The sequence below is a fragment of the Georgenia deserti genome (assembly GCF_042680605.1).
Taxonomy (GTDB): Bacteria; Actinomycetota; Actinomycetes; order Actinomycetales; family Actinomycetaceae; genus Allobogoriella; species Allobogoriella deserti.
Genome location: NZ_JBHUEE010000001.1, coordinates 106103 through 126587, shown reverse-complemented (window position 1 = coordinate 126587; position 20485 = coordinate 106103). Strand labels below are relative to the sequence as shown.

Annotated in this window: 19 protein-coding genes; 4 read left to right on the top strand and 15 right to left on the bottom strand. The window is 71.3% G+C overall.

Annotated elements, in window-relative coordinates; translation table 11 throughout:
- Positions 1–33: 33 nt before the first annotated feature.
- The 6 genes from ACFSE6_RS00610 to ACFSE6_RS00585 all read right to left on the bottom strand — a co-directional run bounded on the left by ACFSE6_RS00610 (position 34) and on the right by ACFSE6_RS00585 (position 6478).
- Positions 34–993, bottom strand: a complete 960-nt coding sequence (locus ACFSE6_RS00610; RefSeq protein ID WP_388001770.1) for a signal peptidase I — start codon at positions 991–993, stop codon at positions 34–36.
- On the bottom strand, positions 990–1622 hold the full coding sequence (locus tag ACFSE6_RS00605; protein ID WP_388001769.1) for a hypothetical protein: 633 nt from the start codon (positions 1620–1622) through the stop codon (positions 990–992). The genes ACFSE6_RS00610 and ACFSE6_RS00605 overlap by 4 nt, the downstream gene beginning before the upstream one ends.
- Positions 1619–2431: a hypothetical protein gene (locus ACFSE6_RS00600; RefSeq protein ID WP_388001768.1), complete on the bottom strand. Its 813-nt coding sequence runs from the start codon at positions 2429–2431 to the stop codon at positions 1619–1621. Before ACFSE6_RS00600 ends, ACFSE6_RS00605 begins: the two co-directional genes overlap by 4 nt.
- On the bottom strand, positions 2428–3036 hold the full coding sequence (locus ACFSE6_RS00595) for a signal peptidase I (protein WP_388001767.1): 609 nt from the start codon (positions 3034–3036) through the stop codon (positions 2428–2430). Before ACFSE6_RS00595 ends, ACFSE6_RS00600 begins: the two co-directional genes overlap by 4 nt.
- Before the next feature lie 13 nt (positions 3037–3049).
- Positions 3050–3616, bottom strand: coding sequence for an alternate-type signal peptide domain-containing protein (locus ACFSE6_RS00590; RefSeq protein ID WP_388001766.1), 567 nt, complete (start codon positions 3614–3616; stop codon positions 3050–3052).
- Positions 3617–3799: 183 nt separating this feature from the next.
- Positions 3800–6478 (bottom strand): ExeM/NucH family extracellular endonuclease, encoded by a 2679-nt coding sequence (locus ACFSE6_RS00585; RefSeq protein WP_388001765.1) that lies wholly within the window; start codon positions 6476–6478, stop codon positions 3800–3802.
- 313 nt (positions 6479–6791) lie between these two features.
- Here ACFSE6_RS00585 and ACFSE6_RS00580 point away from each other — a divergent pair, with 313 nt between their 5' ends.
- From ACFSE6_RS00580 to ACFSE6_RS00570, 3 genes are all read left to right on the top strand, one after another.
- On the top strand, positions 6792–7241 hold the full coding sequence (locus ACFSE6_RS00580) for a phage holin family protein (protein WP_388001764.1): 450 nt from the start codon (positions 6792–6794) through the stop codon (positions 7239–7241).
- Entirely contained in the window at positions 7238–7516 is a 279-nt protein-coding gene (locus tag ACFSE6_RS00575) for a DUF3618 domain-containing protein (RefSeq protein ID WP_388001763.1), read from the top strand. The genes ACFSE6_RS00580 and ACFSE6_RS00575 overlap by 4 nt, the downstream gene beginning before the upstream one ends.
- Positions 7517–7669: 153 nt before the next feature.
- Positions 7670–7858, top strand: a complete 189-nt coding sequence (locus tag ACFSE6_RS00570; protein WP_388002340.1) for a DUF3073 domain-containing protein — start codon at positions 7670–7672, stop codon at positions 7856–7858.
- A 114-nt stretch (positions 7859–7972) separates the two neighbouring features.
- Here ACFSE6_RS00570 and purM read toward each other — a convergent pair whose 3' ends face one another.
- The 6 genes from purM to ACFSE6_RS00540 form a co-directional block, all read right to left on the bottom strand.
- Positions 7973–9085, bottom strand: a complete 1113-nt coding sequence (purM, locus tag ACFSE6_RS00565) for a phosphoribosylformylglycinamidine cyclo-ligase (protein ID WP_388001762.1) — start codon at positions 9083–9085, stop codon at positions 7973–7975.
- Positions 9082–10590 carry an amidophosphoribosyltransferase gene (purF, locus tag ACFSE6_RS00560; RefSeq protein WP_388001761.1) on the bottom strand — a complete coding sequence of 503 codons (1509 nt, stop codon included), beginning with the start codon at positions 10588–10590 and terminating at the stop codon, positions 9082–9084. Before purF ends, purM begins: the two co-directional genes overlap by 4 nt.
- Positions 10591–10723: 133 nt before the next feature.
- The gene (locus tag ACFSE6_RS00555; protein ID WP_388001760.1) at positions 10724–12226 is read right to left on the bottom strand and encodes an RNB domain-containing ribonuclease; all 1503 of its coding nucleotides are present in this window, start codon (positions 12224–12226) and stop codon (positions 10724–10726) included.
- Between the two features lies 1 nt (position 12227).
- Positions 12228–12623 carry a hypothetical protein gene (locus ACFSE6_RS00550; protein ID WP_388001759.1) on the bottom strand — a complete coding sequence of 132 codons (396 nt, stop codon included), beginning with the start codon at positions 12621–12623 and terminating at the stop codon, positions 12228–12230.
- Positions 12620–12988, bottom strand: a complete 369-nt coding sequence (locus ACFSE6_RS00545) for a sterol carrier family protein (protein ID WP_388002339.1) — start codon at positions 12986–12988, stop codon at positions 12620–12622. The genes ACFSE6_RS00550 and ACFSE6_RS00545 overlap by 4 nt, the downstream gene beginning before the upstream one ends.
- A 99-nt stretch (positions 12989–13087) precedes the next feature.
- On the bottom strand, positions 13088–15391 hold the full coding sequence (locus ACFSE6_RS00540) for a bifunctional metallophosphatase/5'-nucleotidase (protein WP_388001758.1): 2304 nt from the start codon (positions 15389–15391) through the stop codon (positions 13088–13090).
- A 210-nt stretch (positions 15392–15601) separates the two neighbouring features.
- On the opposite strand from ACFSE6_RS00540, the gene ACFSE6_RS00535 reads away from it, so the two are divergent.
- On the top strand, positions 15602–17050 hold the full coding sequence (locus tag ACFSE6_RS00535) for an MFS transporter (RefSeq protein WP_388001757.1): 1449 nt from the start codon (positions 15602–15604) through the stop codon (positions 17048–17050).
- Positions 17051–17083: 33 nt separating this feature from the next.
- On the opposite strand, the gene ACFSE6_RS00530 is transcribed toward ACFSE6_RS00535, so the two are convergent.
- Genes ACFSE6_RS00530 through purL form a run of 3 tightly spaced genes read right to left on the bottom strand, consistent with a single transcriptional unit; the run spans position 17084 to position 20484 of the window.
- The gene (locus ACFSE6_RS00530) at positions 17084–17392 is read right to left on the bottom strand and encodes an MTH1187 family thiamine-binding protein (protein ID WP_388001756.1); all 309 of its coding nucleotides are present in this window, start codon (positions 17390–17392) and stop codon (positions 17084–17086) included.
- 4 nt (positions 17393–17396) lie between these two features.
- Entirely contained in the window at positions 17397–18125 is a 729-nt protein-coding gene (locus ACFSE6_RS00525; RefSeq protein ID WP_388001755.1) for a copper homeostasis protein CutC, read from the bottom strand.
- A 7-nt stretch (positions 18126–18132) separates the two neighbouring features.
- Complete coding sequence (purL, locus tag ACFSE6_RS00520; protein ID WP_388001754.1) at positions 18133–20484, bottom strand: phosphoribosylformylglycinamidine synthase subunit PurL; 2352 nt, start codon at positions 20482–20484, stop codon at positions 18133–18135.
- Between the last annotated feature and the right edge of the window lies 1 nt (position 20485).

Sequence of the window (20485 nt, the reverse complement as noted above, 5' to 3'; positions counted from 1 at the left end):
CCCCGCACACGGCCCGACATCGGCTCGTGGCGCTCAGGCGCTGGAGGTGCTGTCAGCACCACAGGTCAGAGTGATCCCGCCGAGTCCGACCTGGACGCCACGGGTGCGGCGTTGCGGTGAGAGCCAGTTCGTGCCCGGGAGCTGTGTCCTGATGTCGACGGAGACGGTCTGCCCGAACAGGGAGCTGAGCAGGCCGGAGGTGACCTGGACCTGGCGCATCCCGGTGCTGGGCGTGGTGACGTTCAGCGACTGTCCCGTCGCGCGCAGCGTCGCGGTGTAGGTGAACGCGTACGGCGTCGTCGTCGCGGGCCAGCGGATCGTCGCGGTGTAGCCGGTGATGGCGTTGCCACTGATGCTGCAGGTCGTCGCCTGGGGGGTCGGGACGGTATAGGCGGCGAAGGAGCCGGTGGTGAGGGCACCGGTGTCGCTCCACCGTGCGCTCGTGGGCAGCGCCGGGCTCAACGAGGCCCCGGTCAGGCCGACGGCGAGTGCCAGGCCGGCCGTGACCGCCGTGCGCCGCTGCTCGCCGCGTTGGCGCGGCCACAGCAGCACCAGGGCGGCACCCAGGGCGAGACCGACGACGGCGACACGTGCCGGCGTGGAGGAGGCGACCGCAAGGGCGGACGGCACGGTGGCCACCACCCGGTCCACGTCCTGGACCGCATACGGCTCCGGGTCGGCGACCGGGTTGGCGTCACCGCGCAGGATCAGCTCGGTCCCCACGGCCGAGCTGTCCATCCCGACGACCCGGTGCGTGATCCGGGTCCCCTCGGCCACGACGGAGACGACGTCGCCGACCGCCACGTCCTGAGCAGCCACGGTCTGCGCGAGAGCGATGGTGCCTGGCGGCATCTCGGGCCCCATGGAGCCGGAGCGGAAGACGAGCGGTTTGATGTCGAGCAGCAACGCGAGGCCGGCGAGCACCAGGCTCACCGCTCCGAGGGCGGCGCCGACCCACAGCAGGATGTCGGCGGTGCGGCGGACGACGCTCATGGCGCCACCTGCGTCGCGGTGAAGGTCAGCCGCAGCGTTCCGCTCGCTCCCTGGGTGCCGGACGGGGCGGAGGGCATGATGCGGACGCGCACACAGATCGGCTCCGACGTCGCCCCCTCGGCGGTCGGTAGCGGCCGGGAGGTGAAGACGGGTCCGGCTGCGGGGATCGTCCGGGCCGTGCCGATCGACCATCCGGTGCACGTCCCGTCGGACTGCGGCGTGCCACGGAAGGCCGACACCTCGAGCACGCCGTTGCCGTACCCCCAGACGGAGCCGGCGGCCACGGTGAGGCCGTAGGTGAAGGCGACGTCACCGGTGTTACGGATCTCGGCGCCGAATGAACGGTACTGGCCGGGGATCAGCCCGGTGGCCGACCAGGTCCGCGTGGTGGTCCCGCCGGTGCCGGCGAGGTCGTTGTCGATCTGCAGGTCCAACGTTCCCGTCTCGAAACCGCCGAGTTCGGCGGTGCCCGAGTCCTGCCAAGCAGCCATGGTGCCGACGAGCGCGGGCGCCAGCAGCAGGCTGCACGCCACCATCAAACGCACGACGACGGAGCGGCGGCGCCTGCGCCGGACTCGCGTGGTGGGGGCGTCGCGCTGCGTCGCGTCGGGGTATCCGCCGCGTCTCATCTCGGGTCCTTCCGGCTGCGGCGAATGAGCCCGGCGCCCGCCCCAAGGAGGAGCATCGTCACCGCGGCGATCGTCGTGACGGCCGGCATACCGGTCCCCGGCAGCGGCCCGGTGCCGATATCCCGTCCTGCGTCGGACGAGCCTCCCGGCCCGCCAGGTCCTGTACCGGCGCCGTCGCCACCGGATCCGTCACCCTCGCCTCCGGGCCCCCGGCCGTCGCCGTCCCCAGGAACCTCTCCGGGGCCATCACCTCCGGGACCGCCGTCACCCGGGCCATCGTCTCCGGGCCTGTCACCACCCCCGCCACCAGGCGCTTCACCCTCCTGATCGCCAGGGTCCTGCGGATCGTCGGCCTGGGTCAGCGTGACCTCGAACGAGAACCGGAGGGTCCGGGACATCGAGGCGTTGCCCGACTCCGGGTCGAAAGCGGCCCGGACCTCGAGCTGTTCCGCCTCGCCGTCGTCCATCCGCCCCAGCTCGATGGCGTCCTGGGCGACGAGTTCCGCCCACGTCCCGTCGCCACGCCGGATCTCCAGGGCGATATCCCGGTTCGCGATCAATCCGTCCCCGTCAGCGATGTGCGCAGCAACCGTGAGCTCGGCCGCGCCGTCGCCGTCGTTGCGAACCCACAGGTCTGCCGTGCGGGCGTCACCCGGTACCCACCGGAGCTCCGGGTCGAAAAGCGGGTCGGTGAGATCGGCGGACCAGGTCGCGCCGTCCGCGCTGAGCGCCACCTCGTCCGCGGCTGCCCGCGCGGGTGCGGCGAGCAGCAGCGCCAGGGCGAGGCACACCACGGCGGCGATCCTCACGACTCCTCCTCTCGAGCCCGGCGACGGCGTTCCCGCACCGCACCGATGAACATGAACCCCGCATACCCCAGCAACAGACCAGCGACCACAGTCCGGGCCATCGCCCGCTCCTGTCCGCTCAGCAGCAAGTTGACGTGACCGAGGTAGGGCACCGCGTACCACAACCTGCCCCGTACCTGCTCCGGGCGGACCGGCTCGGCGTCCTCGGTCTCGTTGGCGTCCCCGCGCGTGGTGTACCGGTACGCACCCGTCAGGTCCGTGGCGACACTGACCACGCGGTGCGTAGCGACCGCGGGCCGGCCGGACTCGAGCTGGTAGGTGATGACGTCCCCCGGTCCGATCCGATCCGCCGGGACCGGCCGCACCACCACGAGCGTGCCCGGTGTGAGCGTCGGCTCCATCGAGCTGCTCGTCACCGCGTACGGGGTTCCGCCCCCCATGCGCGGAACCACGACGGCGGCGAGGACGACGGCAGCGGCCAGCACGATGAACGCCCACCCGGCCACCAGGCCGGCCCATGTGAGCGGGGTCCGGTCCGGCCCGGCCCCGGCCGGGGCGGACCCCACCCGGTGCACGCGGCGACCGTCACGGGTTCGGGTACTCACGGACGTTCGCTGCTCAGACCTCGGGGTTCTCCTCGGTCTGGGTCTGGGTGAGCGTGACCTCCAACGCATCCAGAGTCGCGGTGAGGTTCTGGGTGTCGTTGATGTTGATCGTCTCGGCGTCACCGAACGGGAACGACACGACGAACGAGGCGGTGAGCGTCTGACCGTCGTTCGCCTCGGTGATGACGTCGCCGTCCACGATGGGCGTACCGCCCACGTCGTAGGTGCCGTCGACGGCGAGCTCGAGTGAGGCCGCGGCCGGATCGGCGGTGTACGTGAGGGTGTCGGGGACGGAGACCTCTGCGGAGAGGTGGTCGCCCGTCGCCTCGACCGTGAACGTGCAGTCCTTGGTGACGGCATCGCCCGGGACGATGGTGGTCACTGCCTCGCCCGCGGCCGAGCCACTCGCGTACACCCACTGGTCGTCGCACGTGCCGTCACTGAGTGAGAGGCTGCCTGTGGTGACGTCGCCGCCATCAGCCGTACCCGTGTCGCTCCAGTAGGCCAAGGTCGTGGCCCCACCCGACAGCAGCACAACAGCTGCGCCGGCGGCCAGGACACCCTTGGTGGTCTTCTTCATGTCTCCCCCGAAAGTCGCGTTGCTGACACGGCGTCCGGCGGCCCCATTACGGACACCGACGTCCGCCGGGGTGAATCAGATCACACTCGCGTCGCTGTGTCTGCGTTTTCGGGCAACAACCCTGCACCTGCACACACGAGGGCCCGGGGCGCCCTCGTCGCGCCCCGGGCCCTCGCCGTCGGGTCAGCGCGGTACGCGGACCTCGGCGGTCTCGGTCGTCTCATTGCCGGCGCCGTCGACCGCGCGGTAGGTGACCGTGTAGATGCGTCCGTCACCGCGGCCGGAACGCTCGGCACGGAGCAGGAACGTGGTCTCGTCGACGATCACCACGTCGTCGGTCGTGTTGCCGTCACCGCGGCCGTTGTCCGGCTCGTTCGACTCCACCGAGACCAGCTCGTACTCGGCGTGACCCGAGTCGTCGGTGGCGCTGACCTGGGCCGTCACCTCGACGTACTTGTGATTCGGTGGCCCCAGCACGTCGTGACTGAGGTCGACGTCGAGCTCCGGCGGCGTCGTGTCCGCTCCGGCCAGGTCCAGCCCGATGAGCACCGGGTCGTGATCGGAGGAACGGTAGGCGTCCGGGCTCCACAGGTCGGCGGGCCGGCCGTAGTCGAGGTTGTAGTCGAGCGCGTCCGGCTCGTCGGCGTTGATGTGCCACTCCGCAGCACCGGTGATCTGATCGGCCAGGTTCTCGTTCGCCAGGGCGTGATCGAGGTAGCCGGTCATCCCGTCGAAGACGTAGCTGTAGGCGTGCTCGCCGCCGAACTCCTTGATCATGTCGGTGTACCCGGCGGAGACCAGGGCGTCGATGGGGTGTTCGTGGTCGTAGGCGTTGAGGTCGCCGATGATGAGCTGGTCCGGGTCCCCGCTGCCGGTCGGGTCGTCGGCGAGGTAGTCGACGATCGCCTCGGCGGCCTGCGTGCGAGTGACGCTGCACTCGCCCTGGCCGTCAGTGGGGTCCGAGCCGTCATCGCACGCCGAGCCCTTGGACTTGAGGTGGTTGACCGAGACGGTGAAGACCTCACCGGTGGCGAGCTCCCGGAACGTCTGGGTGAGCATCGGCCGATTCTTCGTGTCGTCGAACCGCGGGTCGACCGTGGAGTCGAGCACGGCCGGGTCCCCGACCGGCTCGACGACCCCAGGCTGGTACAGCATGCCGACGCGAATGGCATCCGTACCGAGCACGCCGGTGTCGATGTAGTCGTAGGTTCCCGCCCCTTCGGTCTCGTTGAGACCGGCGACGAGGTCGGCAGCGGGCTCCACGCCGGGGGTGTTCTCCATCTCCATGAGCCCGACGACGTGCGCGTCCAGTCCGGCGATACCGCTCAGGACGGAAGCGCGCTGGCGCTCGAACTCCTCGGGGCTGTCGGCGCCGCGGCACTCCATCGACCGGTCGGCGCCGCACGTGTCCTGGCCCTCGTCGAGGGTGAGGAAGTAGTTGAGCACGTTGAAGCTCGCCACCTGCACGGACCCGCCGACCGCGGGTGCGGACTGCGGCCGCGGGTTCGCCGGCTCGTAGCTGCCGTACTCGGTGGGCTGGACGCGGTAGGACCCGTACGTGTGGTCGACGACGCCGACGACGCCGGTCACGGTGTCGCCGCCACGGAAGCTGTGCGACGCCGAGAACGGCTCGCCGTCCCCCGGGTGCGGCAGCGTCTCGGGATTCTGCCGCGAGGAGGAGTCGTCGAGGGTGATGGTGCGCCGGTCGTACTCCGCCTGCAGCTCCCGCGCCTGATCCCCGGGCTCGGTGACGGCGGTCGGGGTGTCCAGGCGGTCGCGTCCCTCCAGCGGCTTGCCCAGGACGATCTCGCCGAAGCGGTCGTAGTTGTAGTACTCGCTGATCACCAGGGTGTCGGTGAGCTCGACGAGCATGCCCTCCACGGCCTCGAGATCGCTCGGGTCCTCCACCGGGAAGCTCACCGGCGTCGGTGCGACGGCCTCTCCGGCACCAAGCACCTCGACGGTGGGATCGGTGAGCTGGGTCTGGGAGGTCTCGACGCCGTCCTGCGTGGTCTCGTACTCCCCGACCGTCCCGGTGACCCGGACCTGCTCACCCGCATTCACGCCGTCGGTGGTGCCATAGACGAAGATCCCTTCGGAGGTCGCGGGGTCATCGTCGGCGTCCGCCGGCTCCTCCTGCAGGTAGAAGCCCCCGAGGTCCGGCTTGACGGCCGTGACGACCGCCTCGACCGTCTGCTCGCCGGCGCAGGCGTCGTCGTAGGTCTCGCCGCTGCCCTGGATGTCCGAGATGAGCACGACGTCGGAGCCGGGCTCACCGCAGTCGCCCGGCGGCTCCGGATCTCCGCCTCCTGCGTCGTCACCATTGCGCGTCCCGAAGGACGACGGCGCCGGACCCGTCCAGGTCCCGTCGAGGCGCTGCAGCGACTCACCGACCGGGGTACTGCTGCTCTCGACCACGCCGATGTCGGTGCTCGCCAGCCCGTCGGCCGGTCCGCCGACGGCGGTGAACTCCCCTTCGTAGGACAGGAACTCGACGACCTCACCGGCCTGGTCGACCAGGGCGAGCCCGTCGGGCGCGCCGTTCTGGATGCCGGCCTGCTCGACGACCACGACGCCGGCCTCGCCCACCGGGCCGAGGTCCGCCGTGGCGTAGGGCGCCCCGCCGTTGCCGTTGTAGAAGACGATCGACCAGCCGGTCAGATCGGTGCCCGCCGGGGCCTCGACCTCGACCGCTTCGCCGGTGTCGCTCCCAGCGTTGTCGTAGTGCAGCTCGCTGACGACGACGTCACCGTCGGTGGTGACACCGGCGGCGGGAACCGCGAGCAGCGGTGCGAGCGCGAGGGCGCCGACCGCTGTGGCGGCCACCCCCGCTCGGTGGTCACGGACACGGGGGTAGCTCACGCTACGACCTCCTGGACGTCTGGGGTGAGGGCGCCTGTCATCATCACAGCCGGCACCGACACACGGAACCGGTACGGCTATCGGTTCACGCAACGTTCATCCGTCGGAGATCCGGACGCCCGGCAGGCCTCGCACGTCAGCAGGCGGCTCCGAACGGTGGCCACCCGCGCGGTCCCGGCGCGGTCCGTGGCAGGCTTAGGCCCTGAAAGTGCACGTACAGGGGGGATGACGCCATCATTGGTCCTGTTCCACAACCAGAAGGACATGACGTGCAGGTAGGCCTGGCGCCCAGGCGCCGCGAGGAGGCGATCGTGTGACCACGTCCACCAAGGGCACCGACAACACCGTGCCGCCCACCACGGCGTCGACGACGCGCCCAGCGCGCGAGCGCACGATCGGCGAGCTCGTCGCCGCGTTGTCGCAGCAGCTGACCACGCTCGTGCGCAGCGAGATCCAGCTTGCCATCGCCCAGGCGACCGAGAAGGGCAAGAACCTCGGCGTCGGAGCCGGCTTCTTCGCCGCCGCCGGCGTGGTGGGGCTGTACCTGGTCAACGTCCTGCTCGCCGCGTTCGTGCTCGTCCTGGCGATCTGGCTGCCGGCCTGGGCCGCGGCGCTCATCGTCGCCGGCGTGCTCGTCGTGATGATCGCGATCCTCGCGTTGCTCGGCAAGAAGAAGCTGGACGAGTCGAAGAAGTACGTCCCGGCCCCCCAGGAGGGCCTCAAGGAGGACGTCGACGCCGTGAAGAAGGGGTTCGAGCAGTGAGCGACGCCAGCAGCGGTAAGGCCGCCAAGCCCACCATGGACGAGCTCGAGGCCCAGATCGCCAAGGCGCGGCTCGACCTGACCAGCACCGTGGACGAGTTGTCCGACCGTGTCGACCCCAGGGTGCAGATCGCCGAGCTCAAGGCGACCGTGAGCGAGCGGGCGAAGGCGTTCACCCAGGGGTTGAAGTCCGGGGACCCGAAAAGTCTCGGGATCGTCGCCGGGGGCGTCGCGGCGCTCGGACTTGTGATCGTCGTCTCGATCCGGCGTCGATGAGCTCCCTGACGGCGGGATTCCGCCGACGGGGCCTGCGAGTGAATGGATGCGAACCACCTACACCATGTACGGTGGTTACACGACACAGATGACCACATAACGGGGCCGCACCTTCGGGTGCCTGCCCCGCTTCTATTGGAGGGGGTCGACGCCATGGGGCGCGGCCGTCAGAAGGCCAAGCAGACGAAGGTCGCTCGCAAGCTGAAGTACTACAGCCCCGAGACCGACTACCGGGCTCTGGAGCGCGAGCTCACCTCGCACTCGCAGGACACCGAACGCGAGGACTACGACGACATCCCTCCGGCCACCGACGACTGGGACGACGTCCGCTCGAGCCGCTGACGTCACGTTCCCCGTCCCGGTGACCTGGGTCCGCGACTGTCTGTCGTGATCTCCCGCGCGGGCACGTTCGTCCGGCGAACGTGCCCGCGCCGAGATCGGTCGGCTACCGACTGCTCAGCTGCGGTAGCGGCCGCGCAACCGGACGGCGCCGCCGTGCACGCCCTTGGTGCCGCGGACGACGTCGCTCCCGGACGGGTGGGTGCCGTCGTCGTCGGTGACCTCGCCCAGTTCCCAGGCCGCCACGCCGTGCCCGGTGATCGCCGACAGGGCGGCCTCCGCGTGTGCAGCAGGCACGACCGCGACCATCCCGACGCCGAGATTGAGCGTGCTCTCCAGGTCACCCCACGGCACCTCGCCCAGGGAACGGATCAGTTCGAAGACCGGCGGTACCGACCAGGAGCCGCGGTCGACGTCGGCCACCAGACCGGAAGGGAGCACGCGTGCCAGATTGGCCGCGAGCCCCCCGCCCGTGACGTGGGTGAACGCGTGGACGTCCACGGCCGGGCTGCGCACCAGGGACAGGCAGGCGTTGGTGTAGAGGCGGGTCGGTTCGAGAAGTTCCTCGCCGACGGTCCGGCCGAGATCGTCGACATGCCGTTCCAGCCCCCACTGCGCACGTTGCAGGACGCGGCGGACCAGCGAGTACCCGTTGGAGTGCAGCCCCGAGGAGGCCATCGCGATGAGCACGTCACCGGCGGCGACCCGCTCGGCTCCGAGGACCTCGTCCGCCTCGACCACGCCGGTCGCGGCACCGGCGACGTCGTACTCATCCGGTTCCAGCAGGCCGGGGTGCTCGGCGGTCTCCCCGCCGAGCAGCGGCGTACCGAGGGTCGCGCACGCCTCGGCGACCCCCCGCACGATGTCCGCCACCCGCTCGGGCACGACCTTGCCGGTGGCGATGTAGTCCGTCATGAGCAGTGGCCGGGCCCCGACGACGACGATGTCGTCGACGACCATGCCGACGAGGTCCTGACCAATCGTGTCGTGGACGTCCATCGCCTGCGCGATGGCGACCTTCGTACCCACGCCGTCGGTGGACGTGGCGAGCAACGGCCGGCGGTAGGCGGCCAGGGCCGAGACGTCCACCAGTCCGGCGAAACCGCCCACGCCGGCGACCACACCGGAGGTGTGGGTCCGGCGGACCGCGTCCTTCATCAGCTCGACAGCCTTGTCCCCCGCCTCGGTGTCGACGCCGGCGGAGGCGTAGGTGACGGGGGTCTCGCTCACGAAGCTCCTTCGGTGACGGCCAGCTCGGAGAGTTCACGCATCCCGGGCATCTCGCAGCCGGAGACGGTCGCGCCCTCCCGGATCGGCACCGGGTACCGGCCGGTGAAGCACGCCGTGCACAGTCGGCTCTCCGGCAGGCTGGTCGCCGCGACCATCCCCTCGACAGAGATGTAACCGAGCGAGTCCGCGCCGATGTTGTCGCGGATCTCGTCCAGGTTGAGGCCGTTCGCGATGAGCTCGGCCCGGGTGGCGAAGTCGATGCCGTAGAAGCAGGGCCACTTCACCGGCGGGGAGGAGATCCGCACGTGCACCTCGGCGGCTCCGGCCTCGCGGAGCATTCGCACCAGGGCACGCTGGGTGTTGCCGCGGACGATGGAGTCGTCGACGACGACGAGTCGCTGCCCCTCGATGACCTCCCGGAGCGGGTTGAGCTTGAGCCGGATGCCGAGCTGCCGGATCGTGTCGGTGGGCTGGATGAACGTGCGCCCGACGTAGGAGTTCTTCACCAGCCCCTGCGCGAACGGGATGCCGGACTCCTGGGCGTAGCCGATGGCGGCGGGCGTGCCCGACTCCGGCGTCGGGATGACCAGGTCGGCCTCGACCGGGTTCTCGCGGGCCAGGACGCGCCCCATCTCGGTGCGGGCGGCGTTGACCGGCACCCCGGCGATGCGCGTGTCCGGGCGGGCGAGGTAGACGTACTCGAAGACGCAACCGTGCGGTGTGGACTCGGCGAAGCGACGCGACCGCAGCCCGTCGGCGTCGATGACGATGAGCTCGCCCGGCTCGACCTCGCGCACGATCGAGGCACCGACGATGTCCAGCGCCGCCGTCTCCGAGGCGACGCACCAGCCGCGTTCCAGCCGGCCGAGGACGAGAGGGCGAATGCCGTGCGGATCGCGCGCCGCGTAGAGCGTGTGCTCGTCCATGAACACCAGGGAGTACGCGCCCTCGAGCATGGGGAAGACCCGCGCGGCGACGTCCTCGAGCGCCTCGTCCTCCGCTCCGCTGCAACCCAGCAGGGAGGTGATGACGGCGGTGTCGGTGGACGAGCCGCGGCCCATCTCACCGGTGAGGTCCTCCCCGGAGCGTTCGGCGACGACGTCGACCAGCTCGCGGGTGTTGGTGAGGTTCCCGTTGTGGCCCAGCGCCACCGTGCCGACGGGCGTGGGCCCGAGCGTCGGCTGGGCGTTGTGCCACTCCGAGGCGCCCGTGGTCGAGTAGCGGGTGTGCCCGACGGCGATGCGGCCCCGGAGCGACTCCAGCGCCCGGTCGTCGAAGACCTGCGAGACCAGGCCCATGTCCTTGTAGACGAGGATCTGGTCGCCGTTGGACGCCGCGATACCGGCCGACTCCTGTCCGCGGTGCTGCAACGCGTACAGGCCGAAGTAGGTCAGCCGGGCGACATCCTCGCCGGGTGCCCAGACACCGAAGACACCGCATTCGTCCTGCGGGCCTTTCTCTCCGGGAAGGAGGTCATGGGTGAGCCGTCCGTCGCCGCGTGCCACGGCCCCATGGTCGCACAACCGCGCGGCACGGCGGGCGCGCCGTCGATCACACCGAGAGCGGACACCTGCGTCAAAGGCAGCTGTTTGAACAGCTGCCTTTGACGCAGGTGTCCGCTCTCGGCGGCCAGGGGTGCTACACGAGCTCGAATCGCACGCGACGGGCGGCGACGTCGACGTCGACCAGCCGCACCCGCACCCGTTCACCGACCGGGAGCTCGGGTCCCCTCACGCGCCCTTCGACGGCGTGGGCGCCGATCGCGACGATGCCGGTCTGCACGCTGTCCTCCGGGGTACCGGCCTCGAGTACGACCCCCGTGAACTCCTCCCCGAGATGGGGTTCGAGCAGCAGCGCCTCGAGTGCGTCGACGGCGCCTCGTTCGTAGGCGTTCGCGCGTCGGGTCGCCGCCGCCATGGTCGCCGGCAGGCCGGGAAGCGCCTCACCCACCCAGGTCGGGATCTTTTCGCCGGCGCAGTGGGCGCGGCAGATCTCCAGCCCGTAGCGGTCGACCAGGCGCCGTAGTGGCGCGGTGACGTGGCCGTAGTGGGCCGCGATCGCGGCGTGCCGGGCGTGCTCGCCGTCGCCCGTGGCGCCGGCGTCCTGGGTGTTGCCGGTCTCCTCGGAGTCGGTACCGAACACCTGGTAGCCGGCCCCCCGGAAGAGCGTGGTGGCGGCGTCCAGGAAGGCGGCGTGTGCCGGGACAGCGGAGTCGAGGCTCGCCAGCACCTCGCCGTAGCCGGTGTCGGGCGGCCAGTCGATCTCCAGGGACCGGGCGGTGCGGCGCAGCCGGTCGAGGTCCCGGGGGTCGGCCGGCGGAAGGGTGCGCAGCACCCCGACACCCGCCTCGATCATGAGCTGCGCGGCGGCCATGCCGGTGAGCAGCGAGACCTGGGCGTTCCACTCCTCGGCCGGCAAGGTCTTGCGGTGGGTGAGCACGTAGCCGGTCTCGTTCTGCTCGACACGCTGTTCCGGGATGTCGAGCGAGACCCCGCCGCGGGCGCGCTCCTGTGCCCGGCGCAACTCGCCGACCTCACGCAGCAGCGCGGGCAGGTGTTCCGGGACACCGGGCGGGAGGCGGGCGCCGTCATCGTGAGCAGCCTGGACCTGGGCGTAGGTGAGTTGGGCGCGGGACCGGACCACGGCGAGTTCGACCCTGGCGTCCAGCAGCGCACCGTCGGCCCCCAGCCGCAGATGCCAGAGATAGACGGGGCGGTCGGCGTCCGGTAGGAGGCTGGCGGCTCCGGTGCTGAGCGGTTCCGGATGCAGCGGGTACGAGCCGGCCGGGCCGTAGACCGTCACCCCGCGGCGGTGGACCTCCGCGTCGATCGCGCCACCGGGCACGACGAACGTCGCGAGCGAGGCGATCGCGTACCGCACGAGGTATCCGTCACCGTCGGGTTGGATGTGCAGGGCCTGGTCGAGGTCGCGCGAGCCCGGGGGATCGATGGTGACGAGGGGCAGGTCCGTGGCGTCGACGTCCGGAACCGGCCCGGGCGGGTCCGCGGCGACGGTCTCGGCCTCGGCGAGCACGTCGGGCGGGACGTGCGGGTCGAGGTCCAGGTCGGCGCGAAGACGCTCGAGCGCGACGGCCAGACGGTCCGGTGCCACGGCGGCGAGCTCGAGACGCCGGGCCGGCATGTCAGCGCCCCCGGTCTGCGGTGCCCTGGCCGAGGTCGTCGCGTACCGCGCGCATGCGTCGTTCCCGGCTGCGCAACGAGACGCGGTCCACGAGCAGCGCGACGAGGGCACCGAGGATGCCGCCGAAGAACCCGAGCGTGAGGAACAGCAGCCAGAACAGGTCGCTGCGCGCGAGCACCTGTCCGGTCTCGACCGCCTCCTGGCTGGGCGGGACCGCGGACAGTGCGAACGAGAGCACGGCGCCGAGGACGATGCCGAGCACGATGAACCGGCCGTACCGCGGCGCGCGGCGCACGGCGCGGCGATCGATCGCGTCGCCGACGGGCACGGCCTCGCCACCGGGCTCGGCGTCACCGTCAGGCGCCTGCGGCGTCGGCTCCGAGTCGCGCTGTGTCACGTCCTCGAACCTACCGTGATCAGTGGCAGCACGCGGGACAGGTCGGCCCGCGCCCCCGAGGCACGGACGGCGCCACGCGCGACGGCGTCGCCCCATGCGCTCCGTCCGGTGGCGAGGGCGAGCCAGGTCTGTTCGTCCGTCTCGACGACGTTCGGCGGTGTGCCGCGGGTGTGCCGCGGCCCCGGGAGTGCCTGGACCGCACCCGCCGGTGGGACACGCACCTCGACGGACCGTCCGGGTGAGCTGACCGCGAGCTCCTCCAGCGTGAACCGGACGGCGGTCCGCACCAGGCTGCGGTCCACCCCGCGGGCGGCCTCCGGCCAGCCGCTGTCGTAGGCCTCGGCCCACGCCCGCAGGGCCTGCATCCCCTCACGCTCATCGATCCGTCGGCGCACCGGAGAACGGTAACGCGAGGGGCCGGGACCCGCGGGGTCCCGGCCTCCTGCGTCCGTGATACCTCGGGCTCAGCCGGTCACGTTCCTGCGGCGGCGGCCGAGGATGACACCGACCGTGCCGAGCAGGACCAGCGCGCCGGCCACGGCGGCCGCCAGCGCGACCTCGGCGCCGGTGTCCGGCAGTCGGCCGAGGCCGTCGTCGCCGGAGCCCTCGTCCGAACCGTCGTCACCCGAGCCGGCGCCGTCGTCGTCACCGGAGCCGGACCCGTCGTCGTCCGAGCCCGAACCGTCGTCACCCGAACCCGAGCCGTTGTCGTCTCCGGAGCCGGAGCCGTCGTCGTCACCGGACCCGTCGTCGTCACCGGACCCGTTGTCGTCACCGGACCCGTTGTCGTCGGGCCCGTCGCCACCCGGGGTCGTTCCGTCGCCGGTCACCTCGAGGGTGAACGGGATCGACTGCTGACTGTCGGAGGTGGCACCGAAGGCCAGCTCGAACGTGATCGTCTCGCCCTCGTCGTACTCGGACAGGTCCGGCATGGTGAACGAGACGTCGGCCACGCCGGTCTCGTCCGCCGACGGCGTGACAGTGTTGTCCACCGGGAACGTGTCGGTCTGCTCGCCGTCGACGAGGAGCTGGACCTCCTCGACCTTCGGCTCGTCCGAGGTGAAGGACAGCGAGGACAGGCGCAGCTCGACCTCCTCGCCGCCGGTGAACGTCACGTCCGGGTCCGACAGCCAGGTCACGCCGACGGACCGCTGGGTGTAGTCGGGCGCGAGCTCAGGGTTGGCGGCCAGGTAGTCGGTGGTGGCGTCCCGGTCGATATAGCCGGTGTCGTTGAGGTTCGTGCCCTCGGTGAAGCCGTCGAACCCGTCCCCGCCCTCGGTGAGGAAGTTGATCGTGGCGACGGTGTAGGTGGCCTCGGGGTCGACGGGCTCGCCGTCGATCTCCAGGGCGAGGACGTGCTCGCCATCGGCCGCCTCGGGGTCGTAGTAGTACTGCACCTCGGAGCTCAGGCCGAGCCGCAGCACCGGGTGGTCGCCCTCTGGCTGGAGCCACTGCTGCTCGAGCATCGTGACGAGCTGGGCGCCGGTGAGGTCGACGGTGGCCAGGGTGTTGCCGAATGGCGAGAGGGTCGCCAGCTCCGAGTAGGTCACCGAGCCGTCGCCGTTGGGGTCGAGGTCCGCACGCAGACCACCCGGGTTCATCACACCCAGGTCTGCCTCGAGCCCGAGGTCCTCGGCCTTCCACTGGTAGGCCTCGGCGACCATGTTGCCGAGCGTCGACTCGGTGCCGCGGTTGCCACCGGTGTCGCTGCCGTCGTTGGTGCCCCGGTTGAACGATCCGGTGACGGTGCCGACCTCCTCGGCCCCCTCCACCGCGGCGTAGGCGAACGCGTCGTCGACGATGCCGGCGACGTTCCGGACCGTCTCGCCGTACTCCGCGACCGGAACCTCGGTCTCGTCCGGCTCGGTCATGGTGCCGGTCTCGGGATCGTAGGAGGCCACCGGGACGATCTCCTGGGCGCCGACTCCGATCTCCTCGGTCGCGGTGTTGTACTCGAGCTGAAGGTGGGCGACGTCCTCGCCACCGTTGACCGTCTGCAGCACCGGGATGCCGTTCACGGTGTCGTTGATCTCGAGGTGGCTGTGGCCGAGGAACAGGGCGTCGACGTCGCTGCCCACACCGCCCAGCAGGGAGTCGTTGGCGCCCTCGTGCACCAACGCCACCACGATGTCGGCCTCACCGTTGCCGTCGTCGCCGTCGGACAGAGCCGCGGCGGTGTCGTTGACGGCATCCACGGCGCTGGTGAAGGTCAGGCCGGCGATGCCGCTGGGGGTGACCTTCTCCGGGGTGGACTCGGTCACCGCTCCGACGAATCCGACGGTGACACCGGCAGGTGCCTCCCACAGGCTGTAGGCCGGCAGGCCCGAGCCGTCGACGTTGGCGCCGGTGTACTCGAAGTCGGCGGCCGGGATGACCCGGTTGTTCAGGTCGTCGATGCCGCGGTCGAACTCGTGGTTCCCGACGGCGGAGGTGTACAGCCCCATCGCGTTGAGGACGTCGATGGTGGGCTGGTCCTGCGCGATGGCCGACTCGAACGTGGAGCCGCCGATGTTGTCACCGGCCGAGACGAAGACCGTGTCCTCGTTGGCAGCGGTGGTCTCGCTGACGATGTCCGCGATACCAGGGGCCTGTGCCAGCGCCCCGTGGAAGTCGGTGATACCGAGAATGTCCAGGGTGACGACGTCGCCGTCGGTCGTCGCCGCGGCCGGGAGAGCGGTCAGCCCCACGAACGACAAGGACAGGGCGCCGAGCGCAGCAGCTGGACGGAGCACGCGCGTGCGGCCGCGGCGTACCGCAGATGATGACATGAGGGAACCTCGGGAGGGTCGACAGGATTGACGCTCAGACGCTATCGACGCCGCCGGACCTGGTCGCCCACCTTGGGGTTGTCGTCCTGGAACGTTCACACAGAGTTCACACGCCACGCACGGCCGCCCTCGAGCGCTTGGAGTGGTGCGCGAGCGGGCGGTAGAGCGCACGGCCGGGCACCACACGCAGGCGAGTGCTAGACCAGAGGGGTGAGCCTGCCGCCCGATTCCGAGACCGCCGGTCAGGCGGACCGCGCACGGTGGCACGCGTTCGCGGTGTGCCTGGGCGCCGGTTTCATGGCGTTGCTCGACGTCTCGATCGTCAACGTGGCACTGCCGTCGATCGAGGACGCTCTCGACGCCGGGCCCAGCGACCTGCAGTGGATCGTCGCCGGTTACAGCCTGGCGTTCGGTCTCATGCTCGTCCCGGCGGGCCGAGTCGGCGACGTCCTCGGCCGTCGCCGACTCTTCGTCGGTGGACTCATCGCCTTCGTGATCTTCTCCGCCGCGTGCGGGATGGCACCGTCCGCCGGCGTGCTCGCGCTGTGCCGGCTTCTGCAGGGACTCAGTGCCGGGACGTTGAATCCCCAGGTCGTCGGGCTCATCCAGCAGCTGTTCTCGGGCTCGGCGCGGGCCCGCGCGTTCGGGTACTTCGGCGCCACCGTCGGGCTGTCCACGGCGACGGGGCCGCTGGTCGGTGGTCTACTCATCGCCGCATTCGGGCAGGAGCACGGTTGGCGGGCGGTGTTCCTCGTCAACGTCCCCATCGGCCTCCTGCTCATCCCCCTGGCGTTGCGGTACCTGCCGGGCCACGACCGGCGGCCGGCCGGGCGGGTCGACATCGACGTCGTCGGGCTTGTGCTGCTCGGCGCCGCGGTGGTCTGCGTGATGCTCCCGTTCGTCGTCGCCTCCGAGGCCCAGGGCGACGCGCCGTGGTGGACCGTGGCGGTCGGCCTGGCGTGCGGCGGGCTCTTCGCCTGGTGGGAGCGCCGCCTCGAACGCGCGGGCGGCTCGCCGGTGCTGCCGGCCGCGCTGGTACGTACGCCGTCCTTCGCGTTCGGGGTCGCGGTGGGGACCGCATACTTCGCCGGCTTCACCGGGTTGTTCCTGCTCAGCACGCTGTACCTGCAGCAGGGTCTGCAGCTCACCCCGCTGCAGGCCGGGCTGACCCTTACCTCGTTCGCCCTGTGCGGAGCTCTCTCGGCCGCGCGCAGCGGGCGGATGGTGCAGCGGTTCGGGCGGTGGACGGTCGTCGGCGGCGCGACGGTCATGATCGTCGGGATGGTCGGTGTCGATCTCGTCGCGGCCAGCATGGACGGCCCCCGGACGCCGTTGGTGATCGCCGCGTGCCTCGCGGTGGCGGGGCTGGGCAACGGCAACGTCGTCGCCCCGAACCAGACGCTGACGCTGGCGGACGTCCCGGTCGAGCGCGGCGGCTCGGCCGGCGGGGTACTGCAGACCGCGCAGCGGGTCGGTGCCTCCGTCGGTATCGCCGTGGTGGCCGCAGTGTTCTTCTCGAACCTCGGTAGCGGCGGCCTGGCCGGGGGGTACGGGGAGGCGATGAGCGCGGGGCTGCGCGTGAACATCGCCCTGTTGTGCGTGGCGGTCGTAGCCGCGGGCGTGGACGCACTGCGGCGTCGTCGCCGCGAGCCGGGGTGACCCGGTGTGAGCCGGCGTGAGTCGGCGTGAGGATCAGCTCTCGCCGAGGTGCTCCTCGACACGGCGGACCTTCTCGGTGAGCTGTCCCGTGTACCCGGGCCGGATGTCCGCCTTGATGACCAGGCTCACCCGCGGGCTGACGGCGGTGACGGCCTCGGTGGCACGTTTGATGACCCGGAAGACCTCGTCCCAGTCTTCGCCCTCGATCGTGGTGAACATCGCCGTGGTCTCATGCGGCAGCCCGGACTCGCGCACCACCCGCACCGCCTCGGCGACGGCGGCTCCGACCGATCCGTCCGGGGTGTCGGCGGTGGTGGGAGCGACGGAGAAGGCGACGAGCATGCCCTCAGCGTACGGCCAGGTCGTCGACGGCGGCGCGCGCGGCCGCTACCCGAGCGGGGCCGGTGGTCATGTACTCGTCCGTGCCGCCGCCGGGCCCGGCCGGGCCGCTGCGGGCGGAGGTCGCTGCGCTGAGGTGGACGGCGTGCGCGCCGGCGTCTGCGAGCGCATGCACATGCTCCGGCCGGACTCCCCCGCCCGCGACGATCTCGAGCCGGCCCTCGCTCCCCTCGGCGAGCGCACTCAGCACCGGAACCCCCTCGAGTGCTCGCGGTGCACCGCCTGAGGTCAGTACCCCCGCGACCCCGAGGTCTGCGAGCTCGCCGGCGAGGACCGCCGGATCATAACCGGCCGCGAGAAGCACGTCCACGCACCGGTGGACCAGCACCGCTCGACCCTCGGCCGCACGGATCAGCAGCCGCAACGTCTGCCGGTCGAGGCCGGCACTCTCGGCGTCGAGCGCACCCAGCACGAAGCCGGCGGCGCCGGCATCGGTCAGGGCCTCGATATCTCGAACCATCGCCGCGACCTCGGCTGCCGAATACGCGAACCCGCCACCACGCGGCCGGATGAGCGCCCGCACCGGCACTCCGAGGGCCGTGGCGAGCTCGGCCTGACCGGGGCTCGGCGTCAGACCGCCGAGCGGCAGTGCCTGGCTCAGCTCGATCCGGTCGGCTCGGGACTCCCGGGCGACACGGGCGCCCTCGACGTCGCCGACCGCGATCTCGAGGAGCATCCTGGTCTCAGCCGAAGTGGCGGGGCAGCGCCGCGGTGGCGGTCTCGCGCAGGTCGGCGACGGACAGCTCGACGACCTCGCCGTCCGACAGCCTCACCATCAGGGAGCCGCCCCCAGTGGCGCCGAGTCGCAGGGCCGGCACACCGTGGTGGGCGGCGAGCTCCTCGAACTCCGCCTGTGCGCCGTCGGCGACGGCGACCAGGGCACGGGCGCCGGACTCGGCGAACAGGGCCGTGGCCGCGTCGATCCCGTCACGCTCGAGGAGTTCGGTGAGGTCGACCTCGGCACCGACACCGAACCGGGCCACGGCATCGACCAGTGCCTGGGACAGGCCGCCGCCGGACAGGTCGTGCGCGGCGTGGGCGAGGCCGGCGCCGCCGGCCCCGATGAGCACCTCGGCGAGCCGGCGTTCGGCGTCGAGATCGACTTTGGGCGGCACGCCACCGAGATGGGAGTGGATGACGTCGGACCAGACCGACCCGTCCAGTTCCTCCGCCGTCCTCCCGAGCAGGTAGACCGCCCGGCCGGCCTCGGTCCAACCCGACGGCGTCGCCCGGGTGACGTCGGGCAGGACACCGAGCACGCCGACCACCGGCGTCGGATTGATGGAGGAGTCGATCCGGCCCGGCTCGCCCGTCCCGTTGTAGAGACTGACGTTGCCGCCGGTGACCGGGACGCCGAGGTCGCGGCAGGCGTCGGCCAGGCCGGTGATGGCCTCGACGAGCTGCCACATCGCGTCCGGGTCCTCCGGCGAACCGAAGTTCAGGCAGTCCGTGACGGCGAGCGGACGCGCGCCGACGGTCGCGACGTTGCGGTACGCCTCGGCCAGCGCCTGCGCGGCACCGGTGCGTGGGTCGAGCTTGGTGAACCGGCCGTTCGCGTCGGTGGCGAGTGCGACGCCCAGCCCGCTGGTCTCGTCGACGCGGATCACGCCGGCGTCGTCGGGCTGGGCGAGTGCGGTGTTGCCCTGGACATACCGGTCGTACTGGTCGGTGACCCAGGCGGTGGACGCGAGGTTCGGCGAACCGGCGAGCGCGAGGACCTGGGCACGCAGCCCTGCGGCGTCGGCCGGCCGGGCCAGGCCCGCGGTGCTGTGGGCGGCGAGGGTGTCCTGCCAGGCGGGGCGAGCGTAGGGCCGGTCATAGACGGGGCCTTCGTGCGCGACCGTCTTGGGGTCGACGTCGACGATGCGGTGCCCGTGGTGGTCGATGGTGAGGCGGCCGTCGCCAGTGACCTCGCCGATGACGGCGGCCTCGACGTCCCACTTGGTCGTGATGGCGTCGAACTGCTCGAGCTTGTCCGGCGCGACGACGGCCATCATCCGCTCCTGCGACTCGCTCATCAGGATCTCGCCGGCGTTGAGGGTCGGGTCGCGCAGCAGCACGTTCTCCAGGTCCACGTGCATGCCGGAGTCGCCGTTGGAGGCCAGCTCGGAGGTGGCGCACGAGATGCCGGCGGCGCCGAGGTCCTGGATCCCCTCGACCACGCCGGCGGCGTAGAGCTCGAGGCAGCACTCGATGAGGACCTTCTCCATGAACGGGTCGCCTACCTGGACGCTGGGCCGCTTGGTGGGCATCCCGTCCTCGAAGGTCTCCGACGCGAGGATGGAGGCGCCGCCGATGCCGTCGCCCCCGGTCCGGGCACCGAAGAGGACGACCTTGTTCCCGGCGCCGGAGGCATTGGCGAGGTGGATGTCCTCGTGGCGGAGCACGCCGAGGCAGAGCGCGTTGACCAGCGGGTTGCCCTGGTAGGAGGCGTCGAACTCGGTCTCGCCGCCGATGTTGGGCAGACCCAGGCAGTTGCCGTAGCCGCCGACGCCGGCGACGACGCCGTGCACGACGCGCGCGGTGTCCGGGTGGTCGACGGCACCGAAGCGGAGCTGGTCCATGACGGCGACCGGCCGGGCACCCATGGAGATGATGTCGCGGACGATGCCGCCCACGCCGGTCGCGGCGCCCTGATACGGCTCGACGAAGCTCGGGTGGTTGTGCGACTCGACCTTGAAGGTCACGGCCCATCCCTGACCGATGTCGACGACGCCGGCGTTCTGCCCGATCCCGACCAGGAGATGCCGGCGCATCTCGTCGGTGGTCTTGTCGCCGAACTGGCGCAGATGGCGTTTGGAGGACTTGTAGGAGCAGTGCTCGGACCACATCACCGAGTACATGGCGAGCTCGGCCGCGGTGGGCCGGCGCCCGAGGATTTCGACGATTCGGGCGTACTCGTCGGCTTTGAGCCCGAGTTCGGTGTACGGGAGCTGCTCGTCGGGGGTTTCCGCCGCCCTGTCCACCGTGTCCGGGACGTCGGCGCCGGGTGCGGGGGCGTCCGGGCGGGCCGGGTGCTCGGTCGAGGCGGTCACC